The sequence below is a fragment of the Agromyces sp. G08B096 genome (assembly GCF_040267705.1).
Lineage (GTDB): Bacteria > Actinomycetota > Actinomycetes > Actinomycetales > Microbacteriaceae > Agromyces.
The window spans coordinates 762704-785201 of sequence record NZ_CP158374.1 but is presented as its reverse complement, the minus strand read 5'-3'; the positions used below and the strand labels follow the sequence as shown (position 1 = coordinate 785201).

Annotated in this window: 23 protein-coding genes and 3 tRNA genes; 9 read left to right on the top strand and 17 right to left on the bottom strand. The window is 68.1% G+C overall.

Annotation, left to right across the window (positions count from 1 at the left end; genetic code table 11):
- Positions 1 to 65 precede the first annotated feature (65 nt).
- The 8 genes from ABIQ69_RS03855 to tilS all read right to left on the bottom strand — a co-directional run bounded on the left by ABIQ69_RS03855 (position 66) and on the right by tilS (position 6737).
- Positions 66 to 539, bottom strand: coding sequence for a DUF3180 domain-containing protein (locus tag ABIQ69_RS03855; protein WP_350349081.1), 474 nt, complete (start codon positions 537 to 539; stop codon positions 66 to 68).
- Positions 536 to 1021 carry a 2-amino-4-hydroxy-6-hydroxymethyldihydropteridine diphosphokinase gene (folK, locus tag ABIQ69_RS03850; RefSeq protein WP_350349080.1) on the bottom strand — a complete coding sequence of 162 codons (486 nt, stop codon included), beginning with the start codon at positions 1019 to 1021 and terminating at the stop codon, positions 536 to 538. Before folK ends, ABIQ69_RS03855 begins: the two co-directional genes overlap by 4 nt.
- Entirely contained in the window at positions 1018 to 1389 is a 372-nt protein-coding gene (gene folB / locus ABIQ69_RS03845; RefSeq protein ID WP_350349079.1) for a dihydroneopterin aldolase, read from the bottom strand. The genes folK and folB overlap by 4 nt, the downstream gene beginning before the upstream one ends.
- Entirely contained in the window at positions 1382 to 2200 is an 819-nt protein-coding gene (folP, locus tag ABIQ69_RS03840) for a dihydropteroate synthase (protein ID WP_350349078.1), read from the bottom strand. The genes folB and folP overlap by 8 nt, the downstream gene beginning before the upstream one ends.
- A 7-nt stretch (positions 2201 to 2207) precedes the next feature.
- Entirely contained in the window at positions 2208 to 2846 is a 639-nt protein-coding gene (gene folE, locus ABIQ69_RS03835) for a GTP cyclohydrolase I (RefSeq protein ID WP_350349077.1), read from the bottom strand.
- Between the two features lie 25 nt (positions 2847 to 2871).
- Positions 2872 to 4890 carry an ATP-dependent zinc metalloprotease FtsH gene (gene ftsH / locus ABIQ69_RS03830; protein WP_350349076.1) on the bottom strand — a complete coding sequence of 673 codons (2019 nt, stop codon included), beginning with the start codon at positions 4888 to 4890 and terminating at the stop codon, positions 2872 to 2874.
- A 108-nt stretch (positions 4891 to 4998) separates the two neighbouring features.
- Positions 4999 to 5550, bottom strand: a complete 552-nt coding sequence (gene hpt / locus ABIQ69_RS03825; RefSeq protein WP_350349075.1) for a hypoxanthine phosphoribosyltransferase — start codon at positions 5548 to 5550, stop codon at positions 4999 to 5001.
- A 101-nt stretch (positions 5551 to 5651) separates the two neighbouring features.
- The gene (tilS, locus tag ABIQ69_RS03820; protein WP_350349074.1) at positions 5652 to 6737 is read right to left on the bottom strand and encodes a tRNA lysidine(34) synthetase TilS; all 1086 of its coding nucleotides are present in this window, start codon (positions 6735 to 6737) and stop codon (positions 5652 to 5654) included.
- 88 nt (positions 6738 to 6825) lie between these two features.
- Here tilS and ppa point away from each other — a divergent pair, with 88 nt between their 5' ends.
- The gene (gene ppa / locus ABIQ69_RS03815) at positions 6826 to 7311 is read left to right on the top strand and encodes an inorganic diphosphatase (protein WP_350349073.1); all 486 of its coding nucleotides are present in this window, start codon (positions 6826 to 6828) and stop codon (positions 7309 to 7311) included.
- Between the two features lie 61 nt (positions 7312 to 7372).
- Here the strand turns inward: ppa and ABIQ69_RS03810 are convergent, their stop codons facing one another.
- Both ABIQ69_RS03810 and ABIQ69_RS03805 read right to left on the bottom strand, forming a co-directional pair.
- Positions 7373 to 8644, bottom strand: coding sequence for an NlpC/P60 family protein (locus ABIQ69_RS03810; protein WP_350349072.1), 1272 nt, complete (start codon positions 8642 to 8644; stop codon positions 7373 to 7375).
- Positions 8637 to 9866, bottom strand: coding sequence for a M23 family metallopeptidase (locus tag ABIQ69_RS03805; protein WP_350349071.1), 1230 nt, complete (start codon positions 9864 to 9866; stop codon positions 8637 to 8639). Before ABIQ69_RS03805 ends, ABIQ69_RS03810 begins: the two co-directional genes overlap by 8 nt.
- A 320-nt stretch (positions 9867 to 10186) precedes the next feature.
- Between ABIQ69_RS03805 and ABIQ69_RS03800 the strand changes: the two genes are divergently transcribed.
- The 3 genes from ABIQ69_RS03800 to ABIQ69_RS03790 all read left to right on the top strand — a co-directional run bounded on the left by ABIQ69_RS03800 (position 10187) and on the right by ABIQ69_RS03790 (position 10508).
- Positions 10187 to 10259: transfer RNA gene (locus tag ABIQ69_RS03800), tRNA-Glu, on the top strand.
- A gap of 38 nt (positions 10260 to 10297) precedes the next feature.
- Positions 10298 to 10371: transfer RNA gene (locus tag ABIQ69_RS03795), tRNA-Asp, on the top strand.
- 64 nt (positions 10372 to 10435) lie between these two features.
- Positions 10436 to 10508: transfer RNA gene (locus ABIQ69_RS03790), tRNA-Phe, on the top strand.
- 36 nt (positions 10509 to 10544) lie between these two features.
- On the opposite strand, the gene ABIQ69_RS03785 is transcribed toward ABIQ69_RS03790, so the two are convergent.
- Positions 10545 to 11810: a tyrosine-type recombinase/integrase gene (locus ABIQ69_RS03785; RefSeq protein WP_350349070.1), complete on the bottom strand. Its 1266-nt coding sequence runs from the start codon at positions 11808 to 11810 to the stop codon at positions 10545 to 10547.
- Complete coding sequence (locus tag ABIQ69_RS03780; protein WP_350349069.1) at positions 11810 to 12007, bottom strand: hypothetical protein; 198 nt, start codon at positions 12005 to 12007, stop codon at positions 11810 to 11812. Before ABIQ69_RS03780 ends, ABIQ69_RS03785 begins: the two co-directional genes overlap by 1 nt.
- 121 nt (positions 12008 to 12128) lie before the next feature.
- On the opposite strand from ABIQ69_RS03780, the gene ABIQ69_RS03775 reads away from it, so the two are divergent.
- Positions 12129 to 12818, top strand: a complete 690-nt coding sequence (locus ABIQ69_RS03775) for a hypothetical protein (protein WP_350349068.1) — start codon at positions 12129 to 12131, stop codon at positions 12816 to 12818.
- 308 nt (positions 12819 to 13126) lie between these two features.
- Here the strand turns inward: ABIQ69_RS03775 and ABIQ69_RS03770 are convergent, their stop codons facing one another.
- The 5 genes from ABIQ69_RS03770 to ABIQ69_RS03750 are packed head-to-tail and all read right to left on the bottom strand — an operon-like array spanning position 13127 to position 17816.
- Complete coding sequence (locus ABIQ69_RS03770) at positions 13127 to 14419, bottom strand: SAVED domain-containing protein (RefSeq protein ID WP_350349067.1); 1293 nt, start codon at positions 14417 to 14419, stop codon at positions 13127 to 13129.
- On the bottom strand, positions 14416 to 14994 hold the full coding sequence (locus ABIQ69_RS03765) for a Mov34/MPN/PAD-1 family protein (protein ID WP_350349066.1): 579 nt from the start codon (positions 14992 to 14994) through the stop codon (positions 14416 to 14418). The genes ABIQ69_RS03770 and ABIQ69_RS03765 overlap by 4 nt, the downstream gene beginning before the upstream one ends.
- Positions 14970 to 16268, bottom strand: coding sequence for a ThiF family adenylyltransferase (locus tag ABIQ69_RS03760; RefSeq protein WP_350349065.1), 1299 nt, complete (start codon positions 16266 to 16268; stop codon positions 14970 to 14972). Before ABIQ69_RS03760 ends, ABIQ69_RS03765 begins: the two co-directional genes overlap by 25 nt.
- Positions 16255 to 16854 (bottom strand): hypothetical protein, encoded by a 600-nt coding sequence (locus ABIQ69_RS03755; RefSeq protein WP_350349064.1) that lies wholly within the window; start codon positions 16852 to 16854, stop codon positions 16255 to 16257. Before ABIQ69_RS03755 ends, ABIQ69_RS03760 begins: the two co-directional genes overlap by 14 nt.
- Positions 16851 to 17816 carry a nucleotidyltransferase domain-containing protein gene (locus tag ABIQ69_RS03750; RefSeq protein ID WP_350349063.1) on the bottom strand — a complete coding sequence of 322 codons (966 nt, stop codon included), beginning with the start codon at positions 17814 to 17816 and terminating at the stop codon, positions 16851 to 16853. Before ABIQ69_RS03750 ends, ABIQ69_RS03755 begins: the two co-directional genes overlap by 4 nt.
- 321 nt (positions 17817 to 18137) lie before the next feature.
- Between ABIQ69_RS03750 and ABIQ69_RS03745 the strand changes: the two genes are divergently transcribed.
- The 4 genes from ABIQ69_RS03745 (at position 18138) to ABIQ69_RS03730 (ending at position 22451) form a co-directional block, all read left to right on the top strand.
- Positions 18138 to 18506 carry a helix-turn-helix domain-containing protein gene (locus ABIQ69_RS03745; protein WP_350349062.1) on the top strand — a complete coding sequence of 123 codons (369 nt, stop codon included), beginning with the start codon at positions 18138 to 18140 and terminating at the stop codon, positions 18504 to 18506.
- A 3-nt stretch (positions 18507 to 18509) separates the two neighbouring features.
- Positions 18510 to 19073, top strand: coding sequence for an ImmA/IrrE family metallo-endopeptidase (locus ABIQ69_RS03740; protein ID WP_350349061.1), 564 nt, complete (start codon positions 18510 to 18512; stop codon positions 19071 to 19073).
- A 696-nt stretch (positions 19074 to 19769) separates the two neighbouring features.
- Entirely contained in the window at positions 19770 to 20687 is a 918-nt protein-coding gene (mobF, locus tag ABIQ69_RS03735) for a MobF family relaxase (protein ID WP_350349060.1), read from the top strand.
- A gap of 129 nt (positions 20688 to 20816) precedes the next feature.
- Complete coding sequence (locus ABIQ69_RS03730) at positions 20817 to 22451, top strand: AAA family ATPase (protein WP_350349059.1); 1635 nt, start codon at positions 20817 to 20819, stop codon at positions 22449 to 22451.
- Positions 22452 to 22498: the final 47 nt, after the last annotated feature.

The window sequence follows — 22498 nt, the reverse complement described above, 5'->3', positions numbered from 1 at the left end:
CGGGGCCCCGGGGTCGCGCTCGGCTGCGTCAGTCACGTCCCCATCGTACGCAGCGGCGCCCCCGGTCACGCCCGGGCGTGCTCCTCGCGCTCGGCGTCGGGATCGTCGGGCGGGAGGGTGCAGAACCACTCCGCGACGAGCCCGCCCGCGAGGAGCAGCGCTGCGCCGATCGCGGTGGCGAGGGCGAGCCAGATCATTCCCGGGTTGGGCACGACAGCCCGGGTGGCGAGGAACAGGGCGATGCCGAGGCCGAGGCCGGCGAGCAGTCCGCCGGCGAGGCTCGACGCCTTCGCGAGCACCGCCACGCGCATCGCGCGGAACGGGTCGACCCTCGCTTTGGATGCGCCCGTGACGGCCCGCCGGATGGGCCAGGCGAGCAGCACCACGATGATCGCGACGCCCACGAGGGTGATCGGCAGCGACAGCGGCGGGACGAGGGCGTTCGCACCGGAGGTGACGAGGAGGAGATCGCCGAGGTAGCCCACGACCGCGCCCGCGACGAGGCACGCCACGACGGCCGACGGATGCGTGCGCCTCATCGCCGGTGCACCTCGTCGTCGGCTCGCTCGCGCAGCGCCCGGATCGGGCCGAAGCCCGGCAGTTCTGCCTCGGGCTCGATGTCGAGCCACGGCGCGAGCACGAACGCGCGCTGCCAGGCGCGCGGGTGCGGCAGCGTCAGCCGCTCGTCGGCGAGCACGAGCCCGCCGACGTCGATGAGGTCGAGGTCGAGGGTGCGATCGCCCCAGTGCTCGGTGCGCACCCGGCCGTGCGCCTGCTCGATCGCAAGGAGCCGGTCGAGCAGCTCGTGCGGCGCGAGCTCGGTCTCGACGGAGACGACGCCGTTGAGGTATCCGGGTGCGTCATGGTCGACGCCGGCATCCTTGATCGCGGGCGTCTCGTAGACCGGCGAGACCGCGACCAGTTCGACGCCGTCGGTCTCCGCGAGGTCGCGCACCGCCTGGGCGATGGTCGCCTCCCGGTCGCCGAGGTTCGCTCCGAAGGCGACGATCGCCCGCGTCATGACCGGCCTCGCACGACGGTGACGGCGACGTCGCCGAACGGCACCGCGATCGGGGCATCCGGCTTGTGCACGGTCACCTCGGTCTCGGTCACCGCGGCGTAGCCGAGCACGACCGCCGCCACTCGCTCCGCGACCGTCTCGATGAGGTCGACCGGGTCGCGCTCGACCGCGGCGACGACCGCCTCGGCAAGATCGCCGTAGTGCACGGTCCGCTCGAGATCGTCTCCCGCCGCTGCCGGTGAGAGGTCGAGGTACGCCGTGACGTCGACCACGAACACCTGGCCGTGCTCGCGCTCGAAGTCGAACACGCCGTGGTGCGCGTTCGCCCGCAGCCCCGTGAGGGTGATGCGATCGCGCCGGTCAGCCACGTCGTCCACTCTGCCATGCCCCGACCACGTCGAGCGCGCGTCGCGTGGCGACCACATCGTGCACGCGCACGGCCCAGGCCCCCGCCTCGGCGGACAGGGCGCTCACGACCGCGGTCGGCAGGTCGCGCTCCTCGACGGGGGCGCCCTCCGGCAGCATCGCACCGAGGAATCGCTTGCGCGATGCGCCGACCAGCACGGGGAACCCGAGCGCCTGCAGCTCGTCGAGCCGGGCGAGCAGCTCCCAGTTCTGCTCGCCGCGCTTGGCGAATCCGAGCCCGGGGTCGAGGATGAGCCGGTCGGCCGCGACACCCGCCGCGACGAGGGCGTCGACGCGTGCGGACAGTTCGTCGCGCACCTCGCGCGCCACGTCGGCGTACTCGGCGAGCGCATCCATCCGGTCGGAGTGGCCGCGCCAGTGCATCGCCACGTACCTGGCGCCGGTCGCCGCAGCGATCTCGGCCATGGCCTCGTCGGCGAGGCCCGCCGACACGTCGTTGATGATCTCGGCGCCCGCCTCCACGGCCGCCGCTGCGGTGGCGGCGCGCATCGTGTCGACGCTCACCCGGATGCCTCGGCCGGCGAGCTCCCGGATGACGGGCACCACTCGGCGGAGCTCCTCCTCGGGTTCGACGCGGGCCGCGCCCGGGCGGGTCGACTCGCCGCCGACGTCGACGAGGTCGGCGCCCTGCGCGACGAGCTCGACGCCGTGCGCGATCGCCGCCTCGGCGTCGAACCAGCGCCCGCCGTCGCTGAACGAGTCGGGGGTGACGTTCACGACGCCCATGACGAGCGGCAGCGCCCGTTCAGTCATGCCCAGCTCAGGCATCGCGCGCCCCGGCGGCTCCCGCGGCGCCGCCGGCGCCGATGAGGGCGATGATCTCCGCGCGCGCGGCGGGCTCCGCGAGCGCCCCGCGACTCGCGATCGTGATGGTCGAGCTGCGCTCCTGCCGTGCCCCGCGCGTGGTCACGCAGCGGTGCTGCGCGTCGAGGATCACGAGGACCCCGCGCGGGTCGAGGCCCGTGACGAGCGCGTCGGCGATCTCCTCGGTGAGCCGCTCCTGCAGCTGGGGCCGTCGCGCCAGGGTGTCGACCACGGCCGGGATGCGTCCGAGCCCGACGACGCGGTCGCCGGGCAGGTAGGCCACGTGCGCGGTACCGACGAACGGCAGCAGGTGGTGCTCGCACACCGACCGGAACGCGAGGTCACGCAGCACGACCGCGTCGCCCGTCGCCGGCACACCATGGTCGGCGCCGCCGTCGCGGAGGGCCGAGTCGACCGGCACGGCGTCGCGGAGGTGGCTGACCGGGTCGATCGCGAGGCCGCCGAAGAAGTCGGCGTACGCCTCGGCGACCCGCTCGGGCGTGCGCGCGAGCCCGGCGCGCTCGGGGTCCTCCCCGATCGCGAGCAGGATCTCACGCACCGCGCGCTCGATGCGGGCGGCGTCGACCTCGGCCATGGCACCCTTCTGTCGAGTCGGAAGCCTACGCCGTCGCGGGGCGCGGGTTCGAGCGCGGCTTGCGCTTGGGGGCCGGCTCCTCGACGGGCGTGTCGCCGGAGTCCACGCCGCCGTCGACCGCACCCTGGTCGATCGGCATCTTCTCCTGCGGGAAGGTGATCGGCGGGATGTCGGAGACGGGGCGCTTGTCGCTCGAGAGCCACAGGGGCCGCTCGGGCAGCTTCTTGACGTCCTTGAAGATCTCGGCGATCTGGTTGTGGTCGAGCGTCTCGTGCTCGAGCAGCTCGGCGGCCAGCTTGTCGAGGATGTCGCGGTTGTCGTTCAGCACCTGCCACGCCTCGTCGTGCGCCTGCTCGATGAGCACCCGCACCTCGGCGTCGACCTTCTCCGCGATCTCTTCGGAGTAGTCGCGCTGGTGGCCCATGTCGCGCCCGAGGAACACCTCGCCCTGCGACTGGCCGAGCTTCACGGCGCCGACGTTGGCCGACATGCCGTACTCGGTGACCATCTTCCGCGCCGTGGACGTGGCCTTCTCGATGTCGTTCGAGGCGCCCGTCGAGGGGTCGTGGAACACGATCTCCTCGGCGACGCGGCCGCCCATAGCGTAGGTGAGCTGGTCGAGCAGCTCGTTGCGGGTGACCGAGTACTTGTCTTCGAGCGGCAGCACCATCGTGTAGCCGAGGGCCCGGCCGCGCGGGAGGATCGTGATCTTCGTCACGGGGTCGGTGTAGTTCATCGCCGCCGCGGCGAGGGCGTGGCCGCCCTCGTGGTACGCGGTGATGAGCTTCTCCTTGTCCTTCATGACGCGCGAGCGCCGCTGCGGGCCGGCGATGACGCGGTCGACCGCCTCGTCGAGGGCGCGGTTGTCGATGAGCTGCGCGTTCGAGCGGGCGGTGAGCAGCGCGGCCTCGTTCAGCACGTTCGCGAGGTCGGCGCCGGTGAAGCCCGGCGTCTTCCGTGCGAGCACCTCGAGGTCGACGCCCTTCGCGAGCGGCTTGCCCTTGGCGTGCACCTCGAGGATCTTCTGCCGGCCCTTGAGGTCGGGCGCGTCGACGCCGATCTGCCGGTCGAAGCGGCCGGGGCGCAGCAGCGCCGGGTCGAGGATGTCGGGGCGGTTGGTCGCCGCGATGAGGATGACGTTCGTCTTGGGGTCGAAGCCGTCCATCTCGACGAGCAGCTGGTTCAGCGTCTGCTCGCGCTCGTCGTGGCCGCCGCCGAGGCCCGCACCGCGGTGCCGGCCAACGGCGTCGATCTCGTCGACGAAGATGATCGCGGGCGCGTTCTGCTTGGCCTGCTCGAACAGGTCGCGCACGCGGCTCGCGCCGACGCCGACGAACATCTCGACGAAGTCGGAGCCCGAGATGGAGTAGAACGGCACGCCCGCCTCTCCCGCGACGGCGCGGGCGAGCAGCGTCTTGCCGGTGCCGGGAGGGCCGTACAGCAGCACGCCCTTCGGGATCCGGGCGCCGACGGCCTGGAACTTCGCCGGCTCCTTCAGGAACTCCTTGATCTCGTGGAGCTCCTCGATGGCCTCGTCGGAGCCGGCCACGTCGTCGAAGGTGACCTTCGGGCTCTCCTTGGAGACGAGCTTCGCGCGGGACTTGCCGAACTGCATGACCCGGTTTCCGCCGCCCTGCATGCCGGAGAGCATGATCCAGAAGAACAGGCCGATGAGCACCAGCGGCAGCAGGATGCCGAGCATCGAGAGGAACCAGTTCGGCTGGGGCACCTCGTCGTTGAACCCGTCGGCCGGCTTGGCGTCGTTGACCGCCTCGATCACGTCGGCGCCGCGGGGCGTGACGTAGTAGAACTGCACCTGCGAGCCGAGCTCTTCGTCGGCCTTCTTCAGGGTGAGGTCGACCCGGTTCTCGCCGTCGACGATCTTCACGGCGGCCACCTTGCCGTCGTTCAGCAGGTCGAGGCCCTCCTGGGTCGACACCTGGCGGAAGCCCGACGCGGTGATGAGGCTCGAACCGATCCACACGGCGACGATCGCGAGCAGGATGTAGATGATCGGCCCGCGCAGGATCTTCTTCATGTTCATGGTCCTGCAAGGCTACCGTCGCGGCGCTGGGCGCAGGCCGTATGTTCGCTGTGGGCGCGAGGCCCCCTCAGCTCGCCCGGCCGGTGCGGGCGACGGGCCGGTTCGGCCTCAGGAGTAGACGTGCGGGGCGAGGATCGCGACGTCGCGGAGGTTCCGGTACCGCTCGGCGTAGTCGAGGCCGTAGCCGACGACGAACTGGTTCGGGATGTCGAAGCCGAGGTAGCGCACATCGACGTCGACCTTCGCGGCATCCGGCTTGCGCAGCAGCGCGCAGATCTCGACGCTCGCCGCACCGCGGGACTCGAGGTTCTCGCGCAGCCAGCTGAGGGTGAGCCCCGAGTCGATGATGTCCTCGACGATGAGCACGTCGCGGCCGGTGAGGTCGGTGTCGAGGTCCTTCAGGATCTTCACGACGCCGCTGGACTTCGTGCCGGTGCCGTAGCTCGAGACGGCCATCCAGTCCATGTTGACGTGCGGCCGGAGCTCGCGGGCGAGGTCGGCCATGACCATGACGGCGCCCTTCAGCACGCCGACGAGCAGCAGGTCGCGCCCCTCGTAGTCGGCTTCGATGCGGCGGGCGAGCTCGGCGAGCTTCGCGTGGATCTCGGCCTCGGTGACGAGGACCTCGGTCAGGTCGGCCTCGATCTCGCGCGCGTACATCCGGTGCTCCTGTCGTGATCGGCGAACGGATGCCACGAGCCTACGCCGTGACGAAGGGGTGGCCGTGCGCGGTCTCCTCGCAGGCGCGCTGCTCGGGCGTCTCAGTGGTCGTGCGGGAGGACCTCGGCCGAGCCGGTGGTGGAGAAGACGAGGTGCCGTCCGGCCCGGGTCGCGCGGATGCCGCCCGGCAGGTCGATCGGCCCCTGACCGTGCCAGTCGGTGACGAGCCGGGCGACCTCGAGCGTCTGCGCGCGGGTGAGCGAGACGCCGAACTCGCTGCCGACGACGTGGCGGAGCACGCGCTGGCGGAGGGCCGCCGGGTTCGCGGCGAGCCATCCGACGGAGACCGCGATGCCCGCCTCGGCGGGTTCGCACACCTCCTCGATGAACTCCTCGATCTGGGCGTCGAACGCCTGCTCGTCTTCTCGCAGCTGCTCGGCCGTGCGCGCGAGCGCCTCGGCGATGCCGGGGCCGAGCTCGGCCTCGAGGACGGGCAGCACACGCGCGCGCACGCGGACGCGCGCGTACGCGGGGTCGGCGTTGTGCGGGTCGTCCCACGGCTCCAGGCCCGCATCGAGACACGCCTGCCAGGTCGTCGCGCGACGGATGCCGAGCAGCGGCCGCGCGTACCGGCCCGAGCGCGAGGCCATGCCCGAGAGGCTCTGCCCGCCCGATCCGCGCGCCAGGCCGAGCAGCACGGTCTCCGCCTGGTCGTCGAGCGTGTGGCCGAGCAGCACCATCGCGGCGCCCGTCTCGGTGGCGACCGCGTCGAGCGCCGCATAGCGGGCGGCACGAGCGGATGCCTCGGGCCCGTCACCATCCGACGCGACCACGACCCGGCGGATGACGACCGGGGCGAGCCCAAGCCCACGCGCGGCCTGCGCCGCCCGCTCGGCGGCATCCGCCGAGCCCGGCTGCAGGCCGTGGTCGACGACGACCGCACCGGCACGCCAGCCCGCGCGCGGCGCCTCGAACGCGGCCGCCGCGGCGAGCGCGAGCGAGTCCGCCCCGCCGGAGAGCGCGACGAGCACGAGCGGCTCGGGGACGGAGGCATCCGATGCTGCGGCGCGTTGCGCGGACGCAGGCGCGGCGCTCGGCAGCACGGCCCGCACGGCCCGCCGCACGTCGGCCATCGCCGGGGTCAGCCGTGGGCGGCGCGAGGCATCCGTCTGGTCGTCTGAGGGCATCACGGTAACCTTATTCCGCCGATCGCGCGCCCCCGCAGGGCGGCCGGCCCGACGTCACCGTCACCGACTTCACCGACAGGAGCACCACATGGGCGAGTACACCGCCGTCATCGAGATCCCGAAGGGGAGCCGCAACAAGTACGAGGTCGACCACGAGACCGGCCGGGTCTTCCTCGACCGCGTGCTCTACACCGGCTTCGTCTACCCGACCGACTACGGCTTCTTCGAGAACACATTGGGCGACGACGGCGACCCGCTCGACGTGCTCGTGCTGCTCGAGTACCCGCTCTTCCCCGGCGTCGGCGTGAAGGTGCGCCCCGTCGGCGTCTTCCACATGACCGACGACGGCGGCGGCGATGCCAAGGTCATCGCGGTGCCCGCGGGCGACCCGCGCTGGAACCACATCCAGGACGTCGACTCGATCCCCGAGTACACGAAGAAGGAGATCGAGCACTTCTTCGAGCACTACAAGGACCTGGAGCCCGGCAAGTGGGTCAAGACCGAGGGCTGGGCGAACGCCGCCGAGGCCGAGGCGCTGATCCAGAAGGCGATCGAGGCGTACCCCGGTCACTGATCGACACGACGAAGGGGCGCGAACCGTGTGGTTCGCGCCCCTTCGTCATCCAACTGGCGGGTCAGCCCGCGGGGCGGGCCGCCGCCGACGGCGAGCCCCAGACCGGCCAGATGCGCACCGTCTTGCCGTAGTCCGGCGCCTCCAGGATCTTGCCCCCGCCGAGGTAGATCGCCACGTGGTAGTAGCTGCCGCCCCCGCCCCAGAAGAGCAGGTCGCCGCGCTGGACGTCCCTCGGAGAGATCGCCTTGCCCCGGCCGGCGAGCGTGTAGTACTGGTTCGTCGCCGAGTGGGTGCCGATGGAGATGCCGGCGGCGCGGTACGCGGCGAGCGTGAGGCCCGAGCAGTCCCAGGTGTTGTACGAGTCGCCGGGCGAGGAGTAGGGCTTGCCGAGCTGGGCGCTCGCGAAGGCGATCGCCGTCTCGACCGCGTTCTGATTCGGCGGCGCGGGGTTCGGCGGCGGATTCGGGGCCGGAGCCGGGGCGCCGCCGCCGTCGCCCGGGGCGGGTGCCGGGGCGGGCGCGGGGGCTGGAGCCGGGGGCGCGTTGCGGATCGCCTCTTCGGCGGCCTCCAGTGCGCGGCCTTCGGCGCGCTGTCGCTCGAGCTCCGCCGTGGTGTCCTTCAAGAGTGCGAGCTGTTCGTACAGCTGCGCCGAACGCTGCTCCTGCTCCGCAACCGCCGCCATGGATGCCTCGGCCGCAACCCTCGACGCCTCGGCCTGCTCCTCGGCGAGCTTCGCCAGTCGCTCGCGTTCGGCCGTCGCCTTCTCGGCCTGCCGCCCGAGCGCCTCGGCCGAGTTCTTGTCGGCCAGTGCCTGGTCGTAGAGCGCCTGCGAGTGCTCGCCGAGCTTGGAGGCGGTGCCGAGCTGCTTGAGCAGTCCGTCGGGGTCGCCCGAGAACGCCAGCTCGCTCGTCAGCCCGCCGTCGGCGCGCTTGGCGAGATGCGCCGCGACGAGGCCCGCCCGCATGCGCGAGATCTCGGCGACGGCGGCGGCCTCGTCGGCCTGCTTCCCGAGCTGCTCCGCGCGCGCCTGCGCCTCGTCACGCTCGAGGAGGGTGTTGCGGTGCTGTTCGGCGGCGATCATCGAGGCCTCGGTGGCCTCCTGCGCCCTCGCGCGAAGCCCGCCGAGCAGCTCCTCGATCTTCGCGATCTCGGCCTGCTTGGCCTGCTCGTTCTGCTTCGCCTGCTCGATCTCCGACCACGACGGGTAGTCGGGAGCGGCGTACGCGGGCCCGCCCGCGGCGGCCACCGAGGCGGTGACGGCGCCGATCGCGACGCTCGAGAACAACGTCGCGGGCTTCACGCGCGAGACGGGGCGGGTGCGGTGCTCAGCCAAGGCCCACCCCCCGGTCGGCCATGAACGGTCCGGGGTTGATCCGGGTGCCGCCGTTCCAGACCTCGAAGTGCAGGTGGCAGCCCGTGGATGCTCCGGTCGTGCCGCTCCACGCGATGTGCTGTCCTGCATCGACCCACTGGCCGTTGCCGACGAGGATTCCGCCCTCGCGGATGTGGGCATAGCCGGTCGAGATGCCGCCGCCGTGGTTGATCTTCACGTAGTTGCCGTACGTGCCCGTGTACCCGGCGATGGTCACCACGCCGCTGTTCGCCGCGTAGATCGGCGCGCCACAGCCGGTGCCGATGTCGTAGCCGTAGTGATAGCCGCCGGAGCATCCGCCGCCGCCGCAGATGACCTCGCGGGGGCCGAAGCCGTCGGTGATGCGACCGGCCGCCGGGCGCGCCCAGCCGGAGCTCGCGACCGCGCCCGGCGCACCCGCGCGCATCGCCTCCTCGCGGCGCTTCCGCTCCTCCTCCTGGCGAATCCGCTCGCCCTCCTGGTAGGCGGCGGTGGTCTTCGCCTCGACGTCGCGGAGGAACGCTAGCTGCGCCTCGAGCTCGGTCTTCTTCGCCTGCGACTCCGCGAGCGCCGCCTCGGCCGCGGCCTGCGCCTCCTGCGCGGCCGCGAGCGCCTCCTCGGCGGCGACGCGCAGCTTCTCGCGTTCGGCCTGCGCGAGCTCGGCCTGGGCGCCGAGCGACTTCGCCGTGTTCGCCTGCTCCTGCGCGCGCTGGTAGATCGCCGACGTGCGCTCGACCATCTTGTCCATGCTGCCGAGCTTGGCCAGCAGTTTGTCGGTCGACTGCGCGTTGCCCGAGTCGAACATGAGGCTCGCCCCGAGGTCGTTGCCGCCGGTCTGGTACAGCTGCGCCGCCACCTGGCCCGCGTTGCGCTTCGCGGTGTCGGCCTCGGCGGCCGAGGCATCCGCCTGCGCCTGGATCTCGTCGGCACGCCGCACCGCGTCGTCGTAGCGGTCCTGCGCCTCCATGAGCTCGACCATGCGCCGCTCGGCCTCGGCGCGGGTCGTCTCGACGTTCACCTCGAGCTGGCCGATGAGGGCGATGATGTTCTCGACCGCGGCCGCCCCGGCGGCGGTGTTCGCCTTGGCCGCCTGCAGCTCGTCCCAGCTGGGATACGTGGCGGCGACCGCCGGCGAGCCCGGCTGCGCCAGCGGCAGGCTGACGGCCAGCGCGGCCGCGGCAATGCCCGCGACGGCACGCCGCATCAGCCGGCGGCGCCCCGTAGGCCGCCGTCGGCGGGTCGTGTTCGGCCGGTGTGCAGTGGTTCGGTCCATGGTTCCCCGTCCACGCAGGGTCGGGCCCCCGCGCCGTCTCTCGAGCAGGCGTTCGAAGCCCACACTCGCATGCACACGCACGCATTCCGCGGCCACTCCCCCGGCGTGGCGGAAGAGCGCACGGATGCCTCGCGCGTTGCCGCTCACGCGCGCGACGCGCCCGGGCGCAGCACGGCCGCGGCCTCGTTTTGGAATCTCGGCGGGCACCACGTATGCTTGGCTCTCGGTGGTTGTGCGAGTCACAAACCCCCGGCCCCATCGTTTAGCGGCCTAGGACACCGCCCTTTCACGGCGGCAGCACGGGTTCGAATCCCGTTGGGGTCACGCTGAACGGCGAATATAATTGAACAGTCTCATTACGAGGCCCTGTGGCGCAGTTGGTTAGCGTGCCGCCCTGTCACGGCGGAGGTCGCGGGTTCAAGTCCCGTCAGGGTCGCTCAGGCGACAAGCCCTTTCGAGAGAAGGGGCTTTCTCCTTAACACGAGGCATTCACGCCTCGAGGCTCTGTAGCTCAGTTGGTAGAGCGTTCGACTGAAAATCGAAAGGTCACCGGATCGATGCCGGTCGGAGCCACAATCGAAACCCCCGGGAGACCGGGGGTTTTTCGTTCTATCGGCCGATCGTGTCGGGCCTGTCCTGAGGGCGGGCCATTAATGGGCCATTAAGGTCGGCGTGGGTCGGCCTGCGGGCCATTTCGGTGGTCTTGCGCTGCTTCGTCTTGGATGCCTTCTTCTTGTCAGCCGTGTCCGCCTCGCCGAGCATCTGGTCGAGGGCTGCGCCGGCGCGCAGCGCGACGCCCTCGCGAGCGCGTGAGTACCGCTCGGTGATCTGCAGGCTCGAGTGGCCGAGCGTCGCCTGCACGTCGGGCGCGCTGGCGCCGGCGTCGAACAGGATCGTCGCGAATGTGTGCCGCAGGTCGTGGACTCGGAGGTCGGGCCGGCCGATCGCCTTGCGCAGTGCCTCCCAGTCGACACCGCGGCGGGCGTTGTGGTTCGTGAGCCGTCCGCCATCGGGGCCAGAGAACAGCAGGTCGCTCAATTGCTTGCCGCGCGCGGCTTGCTCGGCGTACGGGCGCAGCGCGTCGATCAGCGGGACCTCGCGCGAATTGTGACTCTTCGGCGACTGCTCGATCAGTTCGCCGCGCTGCCCTGGGCTGAGCGACCGGCTGACGCGGATGATGCCGCGCTCGAAGTCGACGTCGCCGACGCGGAGCGCGGTAGCTTCACCGGCGCGCATCCCCGTGTAGACGAGCGCGGCGACATAGTTGCGATAGGCACCCTCGGGTACGAACTCGAGCAGCGTGCGAACCTGGTCGAGCGTCAACGCCCGCGAGATCGGCGAGACCGACTCGCGCATGCTCGGGCGCTTGACCTCACGCGCGGGGTTGTAGTCGATGAACCGAGAGCGACGCGCACCATCGAGGAGGCGCGACAGCACGGCGAGCGCGTCGTTCTTCGCGGATGCTCCGCCCGACCACGCGACCATCGCCGACTCGATCATCGGCGACGTGATGTCCTCGAGCCGCTGCCGACCGAGGCTCGGCTTCACACGCAGCCGCCAGGCCACGCCGTAGCCGCGCGCGGTCGCCGGGCGAACGGATGACTCGATCGCCGGCCAGTACTTCTCGTGCCACTGCTCGAGCGTCATGGAGCCGTTCGGGTTGCGACCGGCGACCATCTTCGCGAGTTCTCGCTTGGCCTCGGCGAGGGTGAGGAACATCCGCGATCGCTCGGCCGCTCCCCCGTCCACGCCCGGTCCAACGACGCGGACCTGATACCGCTGCCTGTCGGTGCGCCAGCGGATGCCCTCGGGCAGCGGCCGACCCGTGCGCGGATCGAACCGCGTCGGGGAGTCCCTGCCCGGCCGACCGGCCATCAGGTCTCCGTGCCGCCGCGTGCGAGGAGTTCGTCGATGGTGTCGGCGCTCCAGAGCAAGTGCTTGCCCATGTGCGCGTCGGGCTCGGGAATCAGGCCGTCGCGCCTGAGCTTGTCGAAGCTCGAGACCGGGATGCGGCACCGCTCGGCCGCCTCGGCGCGGTTCAAGTACTGGACCTTCCAAGCGGTGTCGACCATGACGAACCCCTTCCAACCAGCCCCGCGCCTCGCTTCGGAACGCGGCTATTTGCAGGTATCTGAGATTACCATCAAGGCTCATGTTTCGGCAACTATCTGAGGTCGTGGCTAGAGTTGCCGTATGAGCAACTCTGTCGCGCGTCCAGGCGATCAATCCTTCGACGGCTTGCTCGTGCAGGACGACCTGCCCGAGGGCTGGTACCTGCCGAACCGGTTCCCCGGCGAGCGAGACGACGACGCGAGCGATCAGATCGACGCGGTGCTCGGGTACGACGACCAGGGCACTCCGGAGGATTCCGATCAGAACGAGACCGCTGATGGCCGCTGGCGCTACCTCGAGCACGAGGCCACGCACACCCGCGTGATGATCCGTTTGCAGCGGCACCTCTTCGCCGTACCCGAAGAGGTGCGTATCACCGGCGTGATCTACCTGCCCTGGCGCCCGGGCGACCCCATCACGAGCCAGCTCCTGCGCGAACTGCCGACTGCCCGCATCGAGGCCGCGATCAACAAGCGCCTGTTCGCGATGAAGCGTACCGAGACGATCACCGGGGGGAAGATCGTTCTGCCGTCGGGGCGGAAGGTCAGCGAGCGCGATCTGCTCAAGCCGCTCGGCGACCCGAAGAAGGTGCCCGATTTCTACGAGCTGGTTGCACTGCAGCACGGCCGGCTGACTCAGCAGGGCGATGCAAATCCGAGCGCGACTATGGCGGCGCTGAACACAGTGGCGCTGTCGACAGCACAAGGGTGGGTGACGAAGGCGAGAGAGCGCGGGCTACTTCCCCCGGGTCGGCGAGGACGGGCTGGGTAGGCCACGGTGCAGTACTGGCGGCGCTCAGTTTTGCAGTTGACGCCACCGTGATCGCGACTTCACCGTGCAGGTCCACGCCCACCCGCCCATTTATTGGGTTCCTGCGAACCCAGGGATCGCGAAGACGAACGGCAGGCGGCCGACTTGCGGACTCTCGCGCGCATGAGTCACCGCAAGCGTGGAGGCGCTGGATCACTGGCACACGAGTTGTGCACCGCCGCTAGGCAGTGACGACGAGCACCCCAACAGGGGCCCTCGGGCAGCGGATGAGATCGGCGAACCTTTCCAGAGAGTTATCAAGCTTGCTCTTAGATCAAGACCTCCTCGATGACGCCTGCGCTGGCCGATGTGCGAACCCGAAGTGTCGGCACGTACCTTGCGCGGTAGTCATCTCCCTCGGTGGGCTCTGAGTCGTCCCACTCGTAGACGACGAACCGGAGCGTGTTGGTTAACCGCCCGATGAGAAGCGCCAGCGAGAACGGGCAACGCAGGAGGAGGTGTATCTCCGCGTTTGAGTTGTCGTTGGAAAGCCCACGGATGTGGGCGGCAACATCAGCGGCGATCAAGCCAGCCTCCGAAGGTTCGATAAGTGTGTCGTTCGCGCTCGTTAGGTGGCGCCAGGCGGCGAGGAACGGGGCTCTGTCTTCGAGATACCGAGCGAACGCGGCATCGCTCCGTTGCGGAAGTAGATCCACGTACACAGCCACGGCTGCGCGGCCCGACGTGATCGCTGAGGGATTGCTCCCCTCGGCTGTGATCCGCACTTGCGGCTGAGCGGTGAAACGGGATTCGCCATCGCTCGCCCAGGAGACGCCCTGTTGGTCGATCACGTCCATGTGCCCGATTCGTGACGATGGGAGTGCTGCTCCCACGGCGAAAGCTACGGAGAGATGGGCGCCTCCTTGAACACGGATTCGATGCGCACTTGAGCGTGTCACAGCATCTGGAAGGAACCCGATGGTGTCTTTGAGGTCTCGAAGCCCTTCGGCGCTCGGAAGACGCTCGTGGCTAGAGGGTCTGAGCCGGATATCAAGCTCATCACCAGTGCGGTCATAGACCTGCGGCGTATTCCTGGTCTGGAGGCTCAAGTGGAACGTCTGGTCGGTAGTCTGGATTTGCTCTCGAAGAGAGGCGATTCGATGCCAGACCAAGCCTCGTATCAACACAAGCAGGCCATCGCGGTCAGCGGGGTGCTGATCGACGCCGCTCAACGTACCGGGGCGACGGTCTAGGAGTCCATCCGGCGCGTCATAGTCCGTTGTTCCGTCTTCTGTCTTGACTGAGTTTGCGATGCCGAGCGCGAACACCTCGTGGTTGTCGTGTAGCGCGAGGAGATGGGGTGCCTCCAGCGTCTTGACGACTCTGCTGTTCGCCACATCGGGTGTAATTACGAGGACGCCGCCGGAAATACCGGCAGCGATCGCTTGCTTGAGCCGGGCCTCGGTGTCGCCTGGGGGCAGATCGTCTCGATCGCGCCAGACAGGGACTCCGGCGGTCCGCAAGAGCCACGCTAGTTCCGCGGCGATGTCCGTCCCGTCCTTCTGCCGATATGAGATGAAGACTGGATCGGATGGTTCTGGACGAGCGGCGTCGGAGATCAAAGCGTTTCCTCACGATCGTAGGGCTTGGCGTTAATCTCGGTCGTGGCCTCGATGGTGGTGTTTCTCTGTTCAGGAGAATCATCGAGTAACCGCATCAGTGGCACTGGCCGGAACCGATTCCGTTCGATCAGCCACGTTGAAACAATGATGCGCGAAGAGGAGTCGAGCCCAGCAATGATGGCGACGAATTGGTCAAAGCCCAGGTCAGGGTCGTGTAGATGCCGCATGTAGGAGTTGAGGTCGACATCGCTGGGGGCGAGTTCTCCAGTGGGATGGGTGTGCCATTCACCTATCCACTGGCTGCCATCTTCCACCCAAGCTGATTCCGCGAACTGTCGAGCATGGTCGAGGTCGCGCAGGAATGTGCGTTCGCCGCGTGCGGCGCTAGGCCCGGCATCGCCGGCGTGCCTTATTAGGACGCCGTCCGCCGTGTCGGTTCCGAGCAGGATCCCTCCAGTTTCGAGTCCGTCAAGGGATCGTGGGGCCTCGCGCGTAATCGCGGTCAGTGCGGCGTCAGTAATGGAGACAGCGGGCACGATTCCTCGAACTTTCATTCTGCAGAGCAGGTCGCACATGACGGTCGTGGCCCAGGGATGGACGACCAGCGAACGTCTCCGACTTCGCCAACGTTGAACGGCGCTGCGAGGTCGCCCGTCGGTCGGAGACCGATGACTGCGTGTTCACCGGGAATCCTCTGAGTGTGATCGCCATGGAGTGATTCGAGTAGCGTCGCGACTGCCACTTTCGCGGCAAACGTTCCGACCTGCCGGAGATCGGGAGGAACGGCGGCCATCGGCTGGTGTACGCGTCCGGTTCCGTAGTCGAGTTCTTGATCTGCCTCAGCGTCCATAGCGCCTTGAGCTGCGAGGTGTTGGCGAAGACAGAGGAGGCATCCGAACCGGGGAGTGGGACGCAGCCGGATGACTTCTCCGATCGAGCCGTTGTCAAGCACGCAGGCCAAGATCGCTGGCTTGTTCGCGCGACGGGCGAGGTGGCTGACGACGCGCCGGGGAGCGATGCCGTCCGCAGCGCAGAGCACTAGATCGACTCTGTCGACGATGGGGCGAGCGTAGTGAGCATCGGCAACAACGTCGAGTTGGTGGGCAACTACGGTCTGTTCCGGCCAACGGCGGGCGAGGTGATCCTTCATCGCCGCAACCTTGTACCGCCCCACGCTCTCAGTTCCGAGGGCGTGCCGCAGCATGTTGTGCCAGAGGAACCGGTCAGGATCGAGCAGTTCTACACGCCCGACTCCAAATCCGGCGAGTGCCTCCGCTGCTGCGCTACCAATGCTGCCGCAGCCCACGACCATGACGCTGTTAGCGGCGAGTTGTTCGATCGGCCACTTGCCGGTCAACTGCTCCAATCCGATAACTTCTGGTTCGACTTCGATATGGATCGGGTGCACGCCGCTTCGGCGGACCGCCCATCCCGCGAACTCCAAAGCGCCCGCTTCTACAAGCTCCGGCGGAAGATCAGGGTCGTGAGTAATAACGATGCCAAGGCCGTTTCCGGGGTCGGAAACACCGGGCACCATCTCCTTGAACTTGGCGAATTCGATGAAAGCTTGGGGACGTCTGGAGAGGAAGAGATGGTGAATCTGGGCATCGTTCGCTGCCACTCTGATCCATTGGGCAGCATGGTGAGGATCCCCTGAACGCAGCGCGACGTATTCGCCTGGAATGTCTGCTGGTAGCCGCATGTCTTTGGCGGTCTCCACGGTCCGGACAACGTACATATTGTCCGCAGGAACACGGCGCAGGACTAGCGCCCCGCCCGAAAGCGCGGATGCTGCGATCTTGTCAATCGCGTCTCGTGGCACCACGATATATGGGTCATGCTGGGGCATCAGAATCTCCCTCGTCGGCTGCTCCCGTTGCTGCGGCTGCCTGCACGATGAGGTGGTCATACGAAGGGTCGGACACGATGCCATTCACTGACATCTGATCGATCACCCCGGCCTTCATCAAGCCGTACTCGATCCGCCATCCGGAAGCCTTCGCTAACAGCTCAGTGAGGCTCGCTTCAGGTTGCCAGCCGCCGTCACTCTGAAGCAGACAAAGCGATCCGCCCGGCGCTACATGCCACGCCGATTGTGTCTGCTCCCAGATCGTCGGCTCCGGGTCAAGCGAGTAGATGGCAGGGGGCACCATTGGATGCGCTGCCGAATAGGCGACGAGAACATGGAAGGCATCGTCGCCGAGTAGTTCATTGAGACCTTCGGGCTGCGGCCGATCAAAGGGCCAACGCGGAAGCGCGCCGATCCATCCACCGTGTGGCAAATCGCTTGTCGGGCTCTTGTACTCCAGCCGGGGTGCGAACGCACGGATCTCGTCCCGGTCCCGTGCTAGCCGGCCAGGCTCGCTGACGATCCAGAGGACGGGATCGAGTGGCCCGGTGTTTGCACCACGGTCCAGTCCTGGCTCACGATTCATCCCTGGGGGGTGTCCTTCACTGGACGAGGCGTCGCCGGCAGTATCGCAGGTGCCGGGTTCGCGGTTGAGGCGGGGGGCTTCGGGAAGTCGTCACCAAAGACCTCCCCCCAATACTTGATAGCGGAGCCAGTGTCGTTGTTCGCCTGAGCCTGGAACGCCTTGATGGCATTGTCTCGTGCCGCCCGCAGGCACTCGACGAGCTCGCCGTAGTCGACGTCAGGCTGAATAGGCCCGCATAGGTAGGCGGGATCGACGACCTCGTTCCCGCCCTCGATGTAGTAGCAAGCGCTGACGAAGAACTGCTTGATCGCCGCGGGCTGATTGACGTCCGTGGGCAGGAAGTCGAGCGCGAGAACTTCCATGACGAGGGACTTGATCTTTGTATCTTGTTCCGCAGCCCACCACTTGAGCATCCGAACTGTCCCAGCGAACTTGTTCCACGCCGCGTGCCTCTTCGCGACCTCGGCGATAAGGAACTCGGGGTCGCAGGAAACCCAGTCCTCCGAGAGCGCCTCAGGGATCAAGAGCTTCCCGTCGCGCCTGAGCGCCGGCATCGCGTCAACAGTGAACGCATTAGGATCGTCAGGGTCGTCGAGGAAGCACTTGACTGCATGGTTACGCCATCGCGCCAGCCGGACGGCCTTGTCGTAGGTGCCGTTGGTTGACCCGAGGAGCGTATTCACACGTTCGCGGGTGTAGTTGAGCGCATCCGCGGCAGAGTCTCCTGGCGTTCCCCAATCGGGGTGCGCGTCCTGATCGAAGACGACGATCACATCGACGTCGTGGATCGGGTCCTTGTGCGTCCCTCGCGCGAGCGATCCGGACGCGACGACCTCCTTCACGTCGTCCTCGGCGCCGAAGGCGTTCTTGAAAAGGTCGCGTCGAGCGCGAGCCTCGCGGACGGATGTGATGTCGGCGTTCACGACCTCCTGGAAGGTATTGAAGGCGTCAGTCACGCTCATGATCGTTCTCCTGGTCGGGCCATCCATTGCGAATCACAGTAGCCACCGCCGCCGACATCGCTGCCGGTCGAAACTTGCGTCTCATTGCCAACTTTCTCCTTCTACTTCTTCTTGCCGCCCTTGCCAGTGCTCTCGTTCGTCGTGATCTTGGAGTGCCGCTTGACCGTGGACTGCTTGACGAACCGTCCCGGGATGGCGCTACGTCCTCGCTTGCCTGCCATATTCTGCACCTCCTTCGTTCCACATCCGACGCCGCGTTTCAATTCTAACACACCCCGTGTCATAGGCGACGAACCGTTTCGGATGTGACACACTGGAGGCATGGCCAAGACAACGATCAACACGGCCGCGCTGCACTCGGCACTGGACGCCGCCCGTCAGGAGCGAGGGCTGTCCTGGCGGGCCTTGGCAGGTGAGATCGGCGTAAGTCCGTCGTTGCTCTCCAGGCTCGGCAACGGGTTGAAGCCCGACACCGACGGATTCGCGACGATCGTCGCGTGGCTCAGGCTCCCTGCCGAGCAGTTCTTCGACCGTGACAGTGACAACAGCTCCGCTGACTCGCGCGAGCCCGACCTCATGGCCCAGCTTGCCCCCCTTCTGCGCGCAAGGAAGGACCTCAGCGAGACAGACGTCAAGTACTTGGAGCAGGTCATCGGTCTAGCTGTCGGGCACGCACGGGCACAGGGATGACTCGTGCGCCGTGGATTCAAGGCTGAGGCCAGACGCCTCGCGCTCGAGCTACGAGCCGAAATCGGCACCGACGCATACGCACCGTTTGACCCGTACGCCTTCGCCTCTGAGTACGGAGTCCCTGTCGTCCAGCTCAGCGCCCTCGACGGCGCGGCGCGCGATCACTTCCTGAAGGCGGACGGGAGCGCTCTGTCCGGGGCTCTCATTCCACATGGCGGGGGCGTCGTGATTCTGGAGAACGATGCGCAACCCCAGACACGAAGGCGCACCACCATGTGTCACGAGCTCGCTCATGTCGTCCTTGAACACCAGTTCGGACTCTCCTTCTCGGACGAGAGAAAATGCGGACTGGGCGGCGACCAAGAAGCCGAAGCGGATTGGCTCTCCGGAGAGATACTCATCCCGTACGACGGAGCGTTCCGCCTCGCCCGCGCGAACGCGACGGACGAACAGGCTGCAGACGCCTATGAGGTCAGCTTGGCCGTCGCGCGCTGGAGGATGAACCAGAGTGGAGCTCGTAAGGTCGTTCAACGTACCCGAGCCAAGTGGGCCAACGCGTACCATTAGCCGGACCGGCCTGGCGGCCCTTACGTCGAATTGCCGAGTGCGCTCTGCATCATTGGTGAACCGCCTTGGACCCCGAGTCCGTTCTGCGAGGACCTACAAGGAAGCTCTGGCGCGCGCCGAGACGTCGAACAAGCGATCCTTTGCAGGGCGCTCAACTGCCCTTCTCCGTTCAAGCAGGGGGTCAGCGACCCCGGGGGCGACGTCTTCGCTAATGGCAGTGGCTTCCGACGCTTGCTGCGCTCGTCACGGGGTCGGGTACCATTCCGACCACGCCGATCCAGCTGGGCGGCGCGTGCAGCGACGTTGAGCGCGCTCGAACGGCCGCCGGCTTCGACGATGACGTTTCGCCGGACAAGGCGCCCCCGGATACGGTCGCGAGCGAGGAACCGCCACTCGGTCGGTGCGGCATCAGCGCCATCGAGCAGGACGAGGTCTCCGCTTCGTTCCAGGAGCTCGCGGCTGCCTGGTGGGTAGAGGCCGTAGGCTCCGCCCGCGAGCATCGCCATCGCCTACCTCCCGCGGCCACCGCTGCACGATTGACTGCACGGTCGATACCGCAGGGCGCGGCCAGCCGGACGATCCGCTCCGCTTTCGTCAGCTCAGAAATACGTTCCCTTGCTACGTGCCCGCCATTCCTGAATGGACGTTTGCTACCGTAGATAGTTGCAAGAACCTGAGCTAGCTCGGAGGGCGGCGATGAAGGGCGGTGTGATCCTGTACCGGGGTTCCGGGGCAGACGCGCGCCGCTACCTCGAGTCGGATCGATCGCGCGCTGACGAGTACTACCTCGAGGGCGGGACAGCCCTCGCCGAGTTCTCGGTCGTAGGCCGTACCGGCGAGGTCATCGGCGAGGGCGCACTGACGCCCGACGAGTACGCGCAGTGGGTCGACTGGGTCAACCCACTGACCGGCGAGTCGATGGGCAAGCCCCGCCTACCCGGCGACGGTCGTCATGGCTCGCCGCGGTTCGCGGAGATGGTCGTGAATGCGCCCAAGTCGTTGTCGATCGCGGCTGCACTGCACCACGAGGTATCCGAAGCGCTCGATGCCGCCCAGCGCGACGCGGTCGCAGAGATCCGCGCCTGGCTCGGTCAGCACTCCGTCACTCGGGTCGGACCGCGCGGCGCGCAGCGGGTGGTGCCGATCGAACAATTCGAGACCGTCGCCGTCTCGCACAAGACATCGCGCGCCGGCGATCCGCACCGCCACATCCACTTCCAGGTCGGCACGAGGGTGTGGGCCGAAACCGCGTGGCGCGCCCTCGACACGGCGGCACTCTTCCGACAGCAGGGCGCGATCCGCTCGCTCGGCACGGCGGTCATCGCTGCACATCCGCAGCTCGCGGCCGCCCTCGACGCGCACGGGCTCACGCTCGATCCCGTCACCGGCGAGGTCGCCGAGTTGCAGCCGTTCAATGCGGTGATGAGCAAGCGAGCCGAGCAGGTCGCGCGCAACCTTTCGCAGTTCGAGAAGGACTGGCGTCGCGCGCATCTCGACGAGGAGCCCGGACCGGCTGCGCTGGCGCGTCTCACCGCGATGGCGTGGGACCACGGGCGGCCGCACAAGAAGCCGACCAAGCTCGGATGCGAGTCGGCTTGGCGATCAGAACTCTAGGATGCCGGATACCGCTCCGATCTCGAGCGCGCGCCAGCGCGCCCGCCGATTGCGCTGGATGAGCTTCGCGTTCAGGATGTCGCATCCCGAGCACTCGACCGGTGCGCTGCGGCCGCATCCACCTGGACGGTGCACGACATCCAAGACCACGTCACGCGCATCATCACGGAGGCAGGCGTGCGATCCGCCCCGCGACCGTTGCGCGAGGTGATCATGCTCGCGACTCGGTTGGCGAGTGAGGACTGCTTGTCCGTTCTTGCGCCGGACGCCCCACGCCCCGAGCACGTCGCTCACCTGACGAGCGTGCGCGTCATCGCCTGCGAGACCCGGCTGCGCGATCTCCTGAGTGCGCGTGCAACCAAGTCTCGAAACCGTCCGCCCGACGTGCACCGCATCGTACGACGGCTGAGGCTGGATCCAGCGCAGGCGAGGGCCGCCGCCGCGGTCGCGTCCGCCGACCCACTCGTTGTCGTGGAGGGCGCCGCGGGCGCGGGCAAGACCACGATGCTGGCCGCCGCGATCGCGACGGCTGCTGCACAGGGTCGTGCAACGCGGGTGGTCACGCCGACGAAGAAGGCGGCGGATGTCGCGCACCAGGAACTCGGGATTGCGGCCGACAGCGTCGCGAAGCTGGTGCACGAGCACGGCTGGCGCTGGAATCGCGACGGCGTCTGGACTCGTCTCGCCATAGGTGAGCGCGATCCACAGACCGGTGCGCCCTACGGAGGCCCCGCGGCATCCTCTCGGCTCGCCCGCGGTGAGCGAATTGTCGTCGACGAAGCCGGCATGCTCGACCAGGACACCGCGCTCGCGCTCCTAACCGTCGCCGACGAGTACGGCTCCACGCTCGCGCTCGTCGGCGATCGGGCGCAGCTCGCCGCGGTGGGTCGCGGCGGCGTGCTCGACATTGCAGCGCAATTGCTCCCGCGCGTGCACCGAATGATGGCCGTGCACCGTTTCAGCGACCCCGCGTATGCCGCGCTCACTGTGCAGATGCGACGCGGGGAGCATCCGGCATCCCTGTTCGACCGTCTTCGTGCGCTCGGCCTTGTCGTGATCCATGAAAGCCCGGATGCCCTACGCGAAACGCTCGCACGTGAGTTGCGTATCGGAGATGCGGTGACTGTCGCGACAATCGACGAAGCGCGCGACGTGAACGCGCGCATCCGCGACGAACAGGTATTCACCGGCCACGTCGACGACCACCACACCGCGACCGGCAGCGACGGTCTGAGAATCGGACGCGGCGATGTGATCCAAACCCGGGAGAACGACTCCAACCTAGCCGTGGCGAATCGACAGACATGGACCGTCCAGGGCGTGGGCGACGACGGCGCAGTATGGGCGAAGGAACGCTCCGGCTGTCGGCGACAACGCACTGTGCGTCTGCCGTCGGAGTACGTCGCCGAGCACACTCATCTGGCGTACGCCTCTACCGCCTACGGGATGCAAGGCGCGACTGTTCCCGAGTCGCACACGATCCTCGAGGATGCCATGGATGCGGCGGGCGTATATGTAGGCATGACTCGCGGACGTAATGCCAACCGACTGCACGTTATTGCGACTGATCTCTATGACGCGCGAGAACAGTTCGTACTCGCGCTGGAACGCGATCGCGCCGACCGCGGACTCGCGACCGCGACGGCCGCTGCGCGCGAGTCTGTGCGCGGCCTCTCGACCACTACGGCACGTCTGCCGGGCGGTACCGGATTCGATCGGAACATCGCGGCCGGGCGTATGCCGGAAGTTGGCCTCAGCCGATGAGGTGTAGGTTCGACGCTAACGGGCCGCGGGCGGCAGGCATGCGAGTG

Bases quoted from the DNA above. Each gene is read 5' to 3' on its own strand.
- ABIQ69_RS03760 (WP_350349065.1), bottom strand. From the start codon at position 16,268: ATGCCCCAGCATGACCCATATATCGTGGTGCCACGAGACGCGATTGAC.
- ABIQ69_RS03805 (WP_350349071.1), bottom strand. From the start codon at position 9,866: ATGCGGCGTGCCGTCGCGGGCATTGCCGCGGCCGCGCTGGCCGTCAGC.
- ABIQ69_RS03755 (WP_350349064.1), bottom strand. From the start codon at position 16,854: ATGAATCGTGAGCCAGGACTGGACCGTGGTGCAAACACCGGGCCACTC.
- ABIQ69_RS03775 (WP_350349068.1), top strand. From the start codon at position 12,129: ATGAGCAACTCTGTCGCGCGTCCAGGCGATCAATCCTTCGACGGCTTG.
- hpt (WP_350349075.1), bottom strand. From the start codon at position 5,550: ATGTACGCGCGCGAGATCGAGGCCGACCTGACCGAGGTCCTCGTCACC.
- ABIQ69_RS03785 (WP_350349070.1), bottom strand. From the start codon at position 11,810: ATGGCCGGTCGGCCGGGCAGGGACTCCCCGACGCGGTTCGATCCGCGC.
- ABIQ69_RS03765 (WP_350349066.1), bottom strand. From the start codon at position 14,994: ATGTGCGACCTGCTCTGCAGAATGAAAGTTCGAGGAATCGTGCCCGCT.
- ABIQ69_RS03855 (WP_350349081.1), bottom strand. From the start codon at position 539: ATGAGGCGCACGCATCCGTCGGCCGTCGTGGCGTGCCTCGTCGCGGGC.
- tilS (WP_350349074.1), bottom strand. From the start codon at position 6,737: ATGCCCTCAGACGACCAGACGGATGCCTCGCGCCGCCCACGGCTGACC.
- folK (WP_350349080.1), bottom strand. From the start codon at position 1,021: ATGACGCGGGCGATCGTCGCCTTCGGAGCGAACCTCGGCGACCGGGAG.
- folE (WP_350349077.1), bottom strand. From the start codon at position 2,846: ATGGCCGAGGTCGACGCCGCCCGCATCGAGCGCGCGGTGCGTGAGATC.
- ftsH (WP_350349076.1), bottom strand. From the start codon at position 4,890: ATGAACATGAAGAAGATCCTGCGCGGGCCGATCATCTACATCCTGCTC.
- ppa (WP_350349073.1), top strand. From the start codon at position 6,826: ATGGGCGAGTACACCGCCGTCATCGAGATCCCGAAGGGGAGCCGCAAC.
- mobF (WP_350349060.1), top strand. From the start codon at position 19,770: ATGAAGGGCGGTGTGATCCTGTACCGGGGTTCCGGGGCAGACGCGCGC.
- folP (WP_350349078.1), bottom strand. From the start codon at position 2,200: ATGACTGAACGGGCGCTGCCGCTCGTCATGGGCGTCGTGAACGTCACC.
- ABIQ69_RS03780 (WP_350349069.1), bottom strand. From the start codon at position 12,007: ATGGTCGACACCGCTTGGAAGGTCCAGTACTTGAACCGCGCCGAGGCG.
- ABIQ69_RS03745 (WP_350349062.1), top strand. From the start codon at position 18,138: ATGGCCAAGACAACGATCAACACGGCCGCGCTGCACTCGGCACTGGAC.
- ABIQ69_RS03750 (WP_350349063.1), bottom strand. From the start codon at position 17,816: ATGAGCGTGACTGACGCCTTCAATACCTTCCAGGAGGTCGTGAACGCC.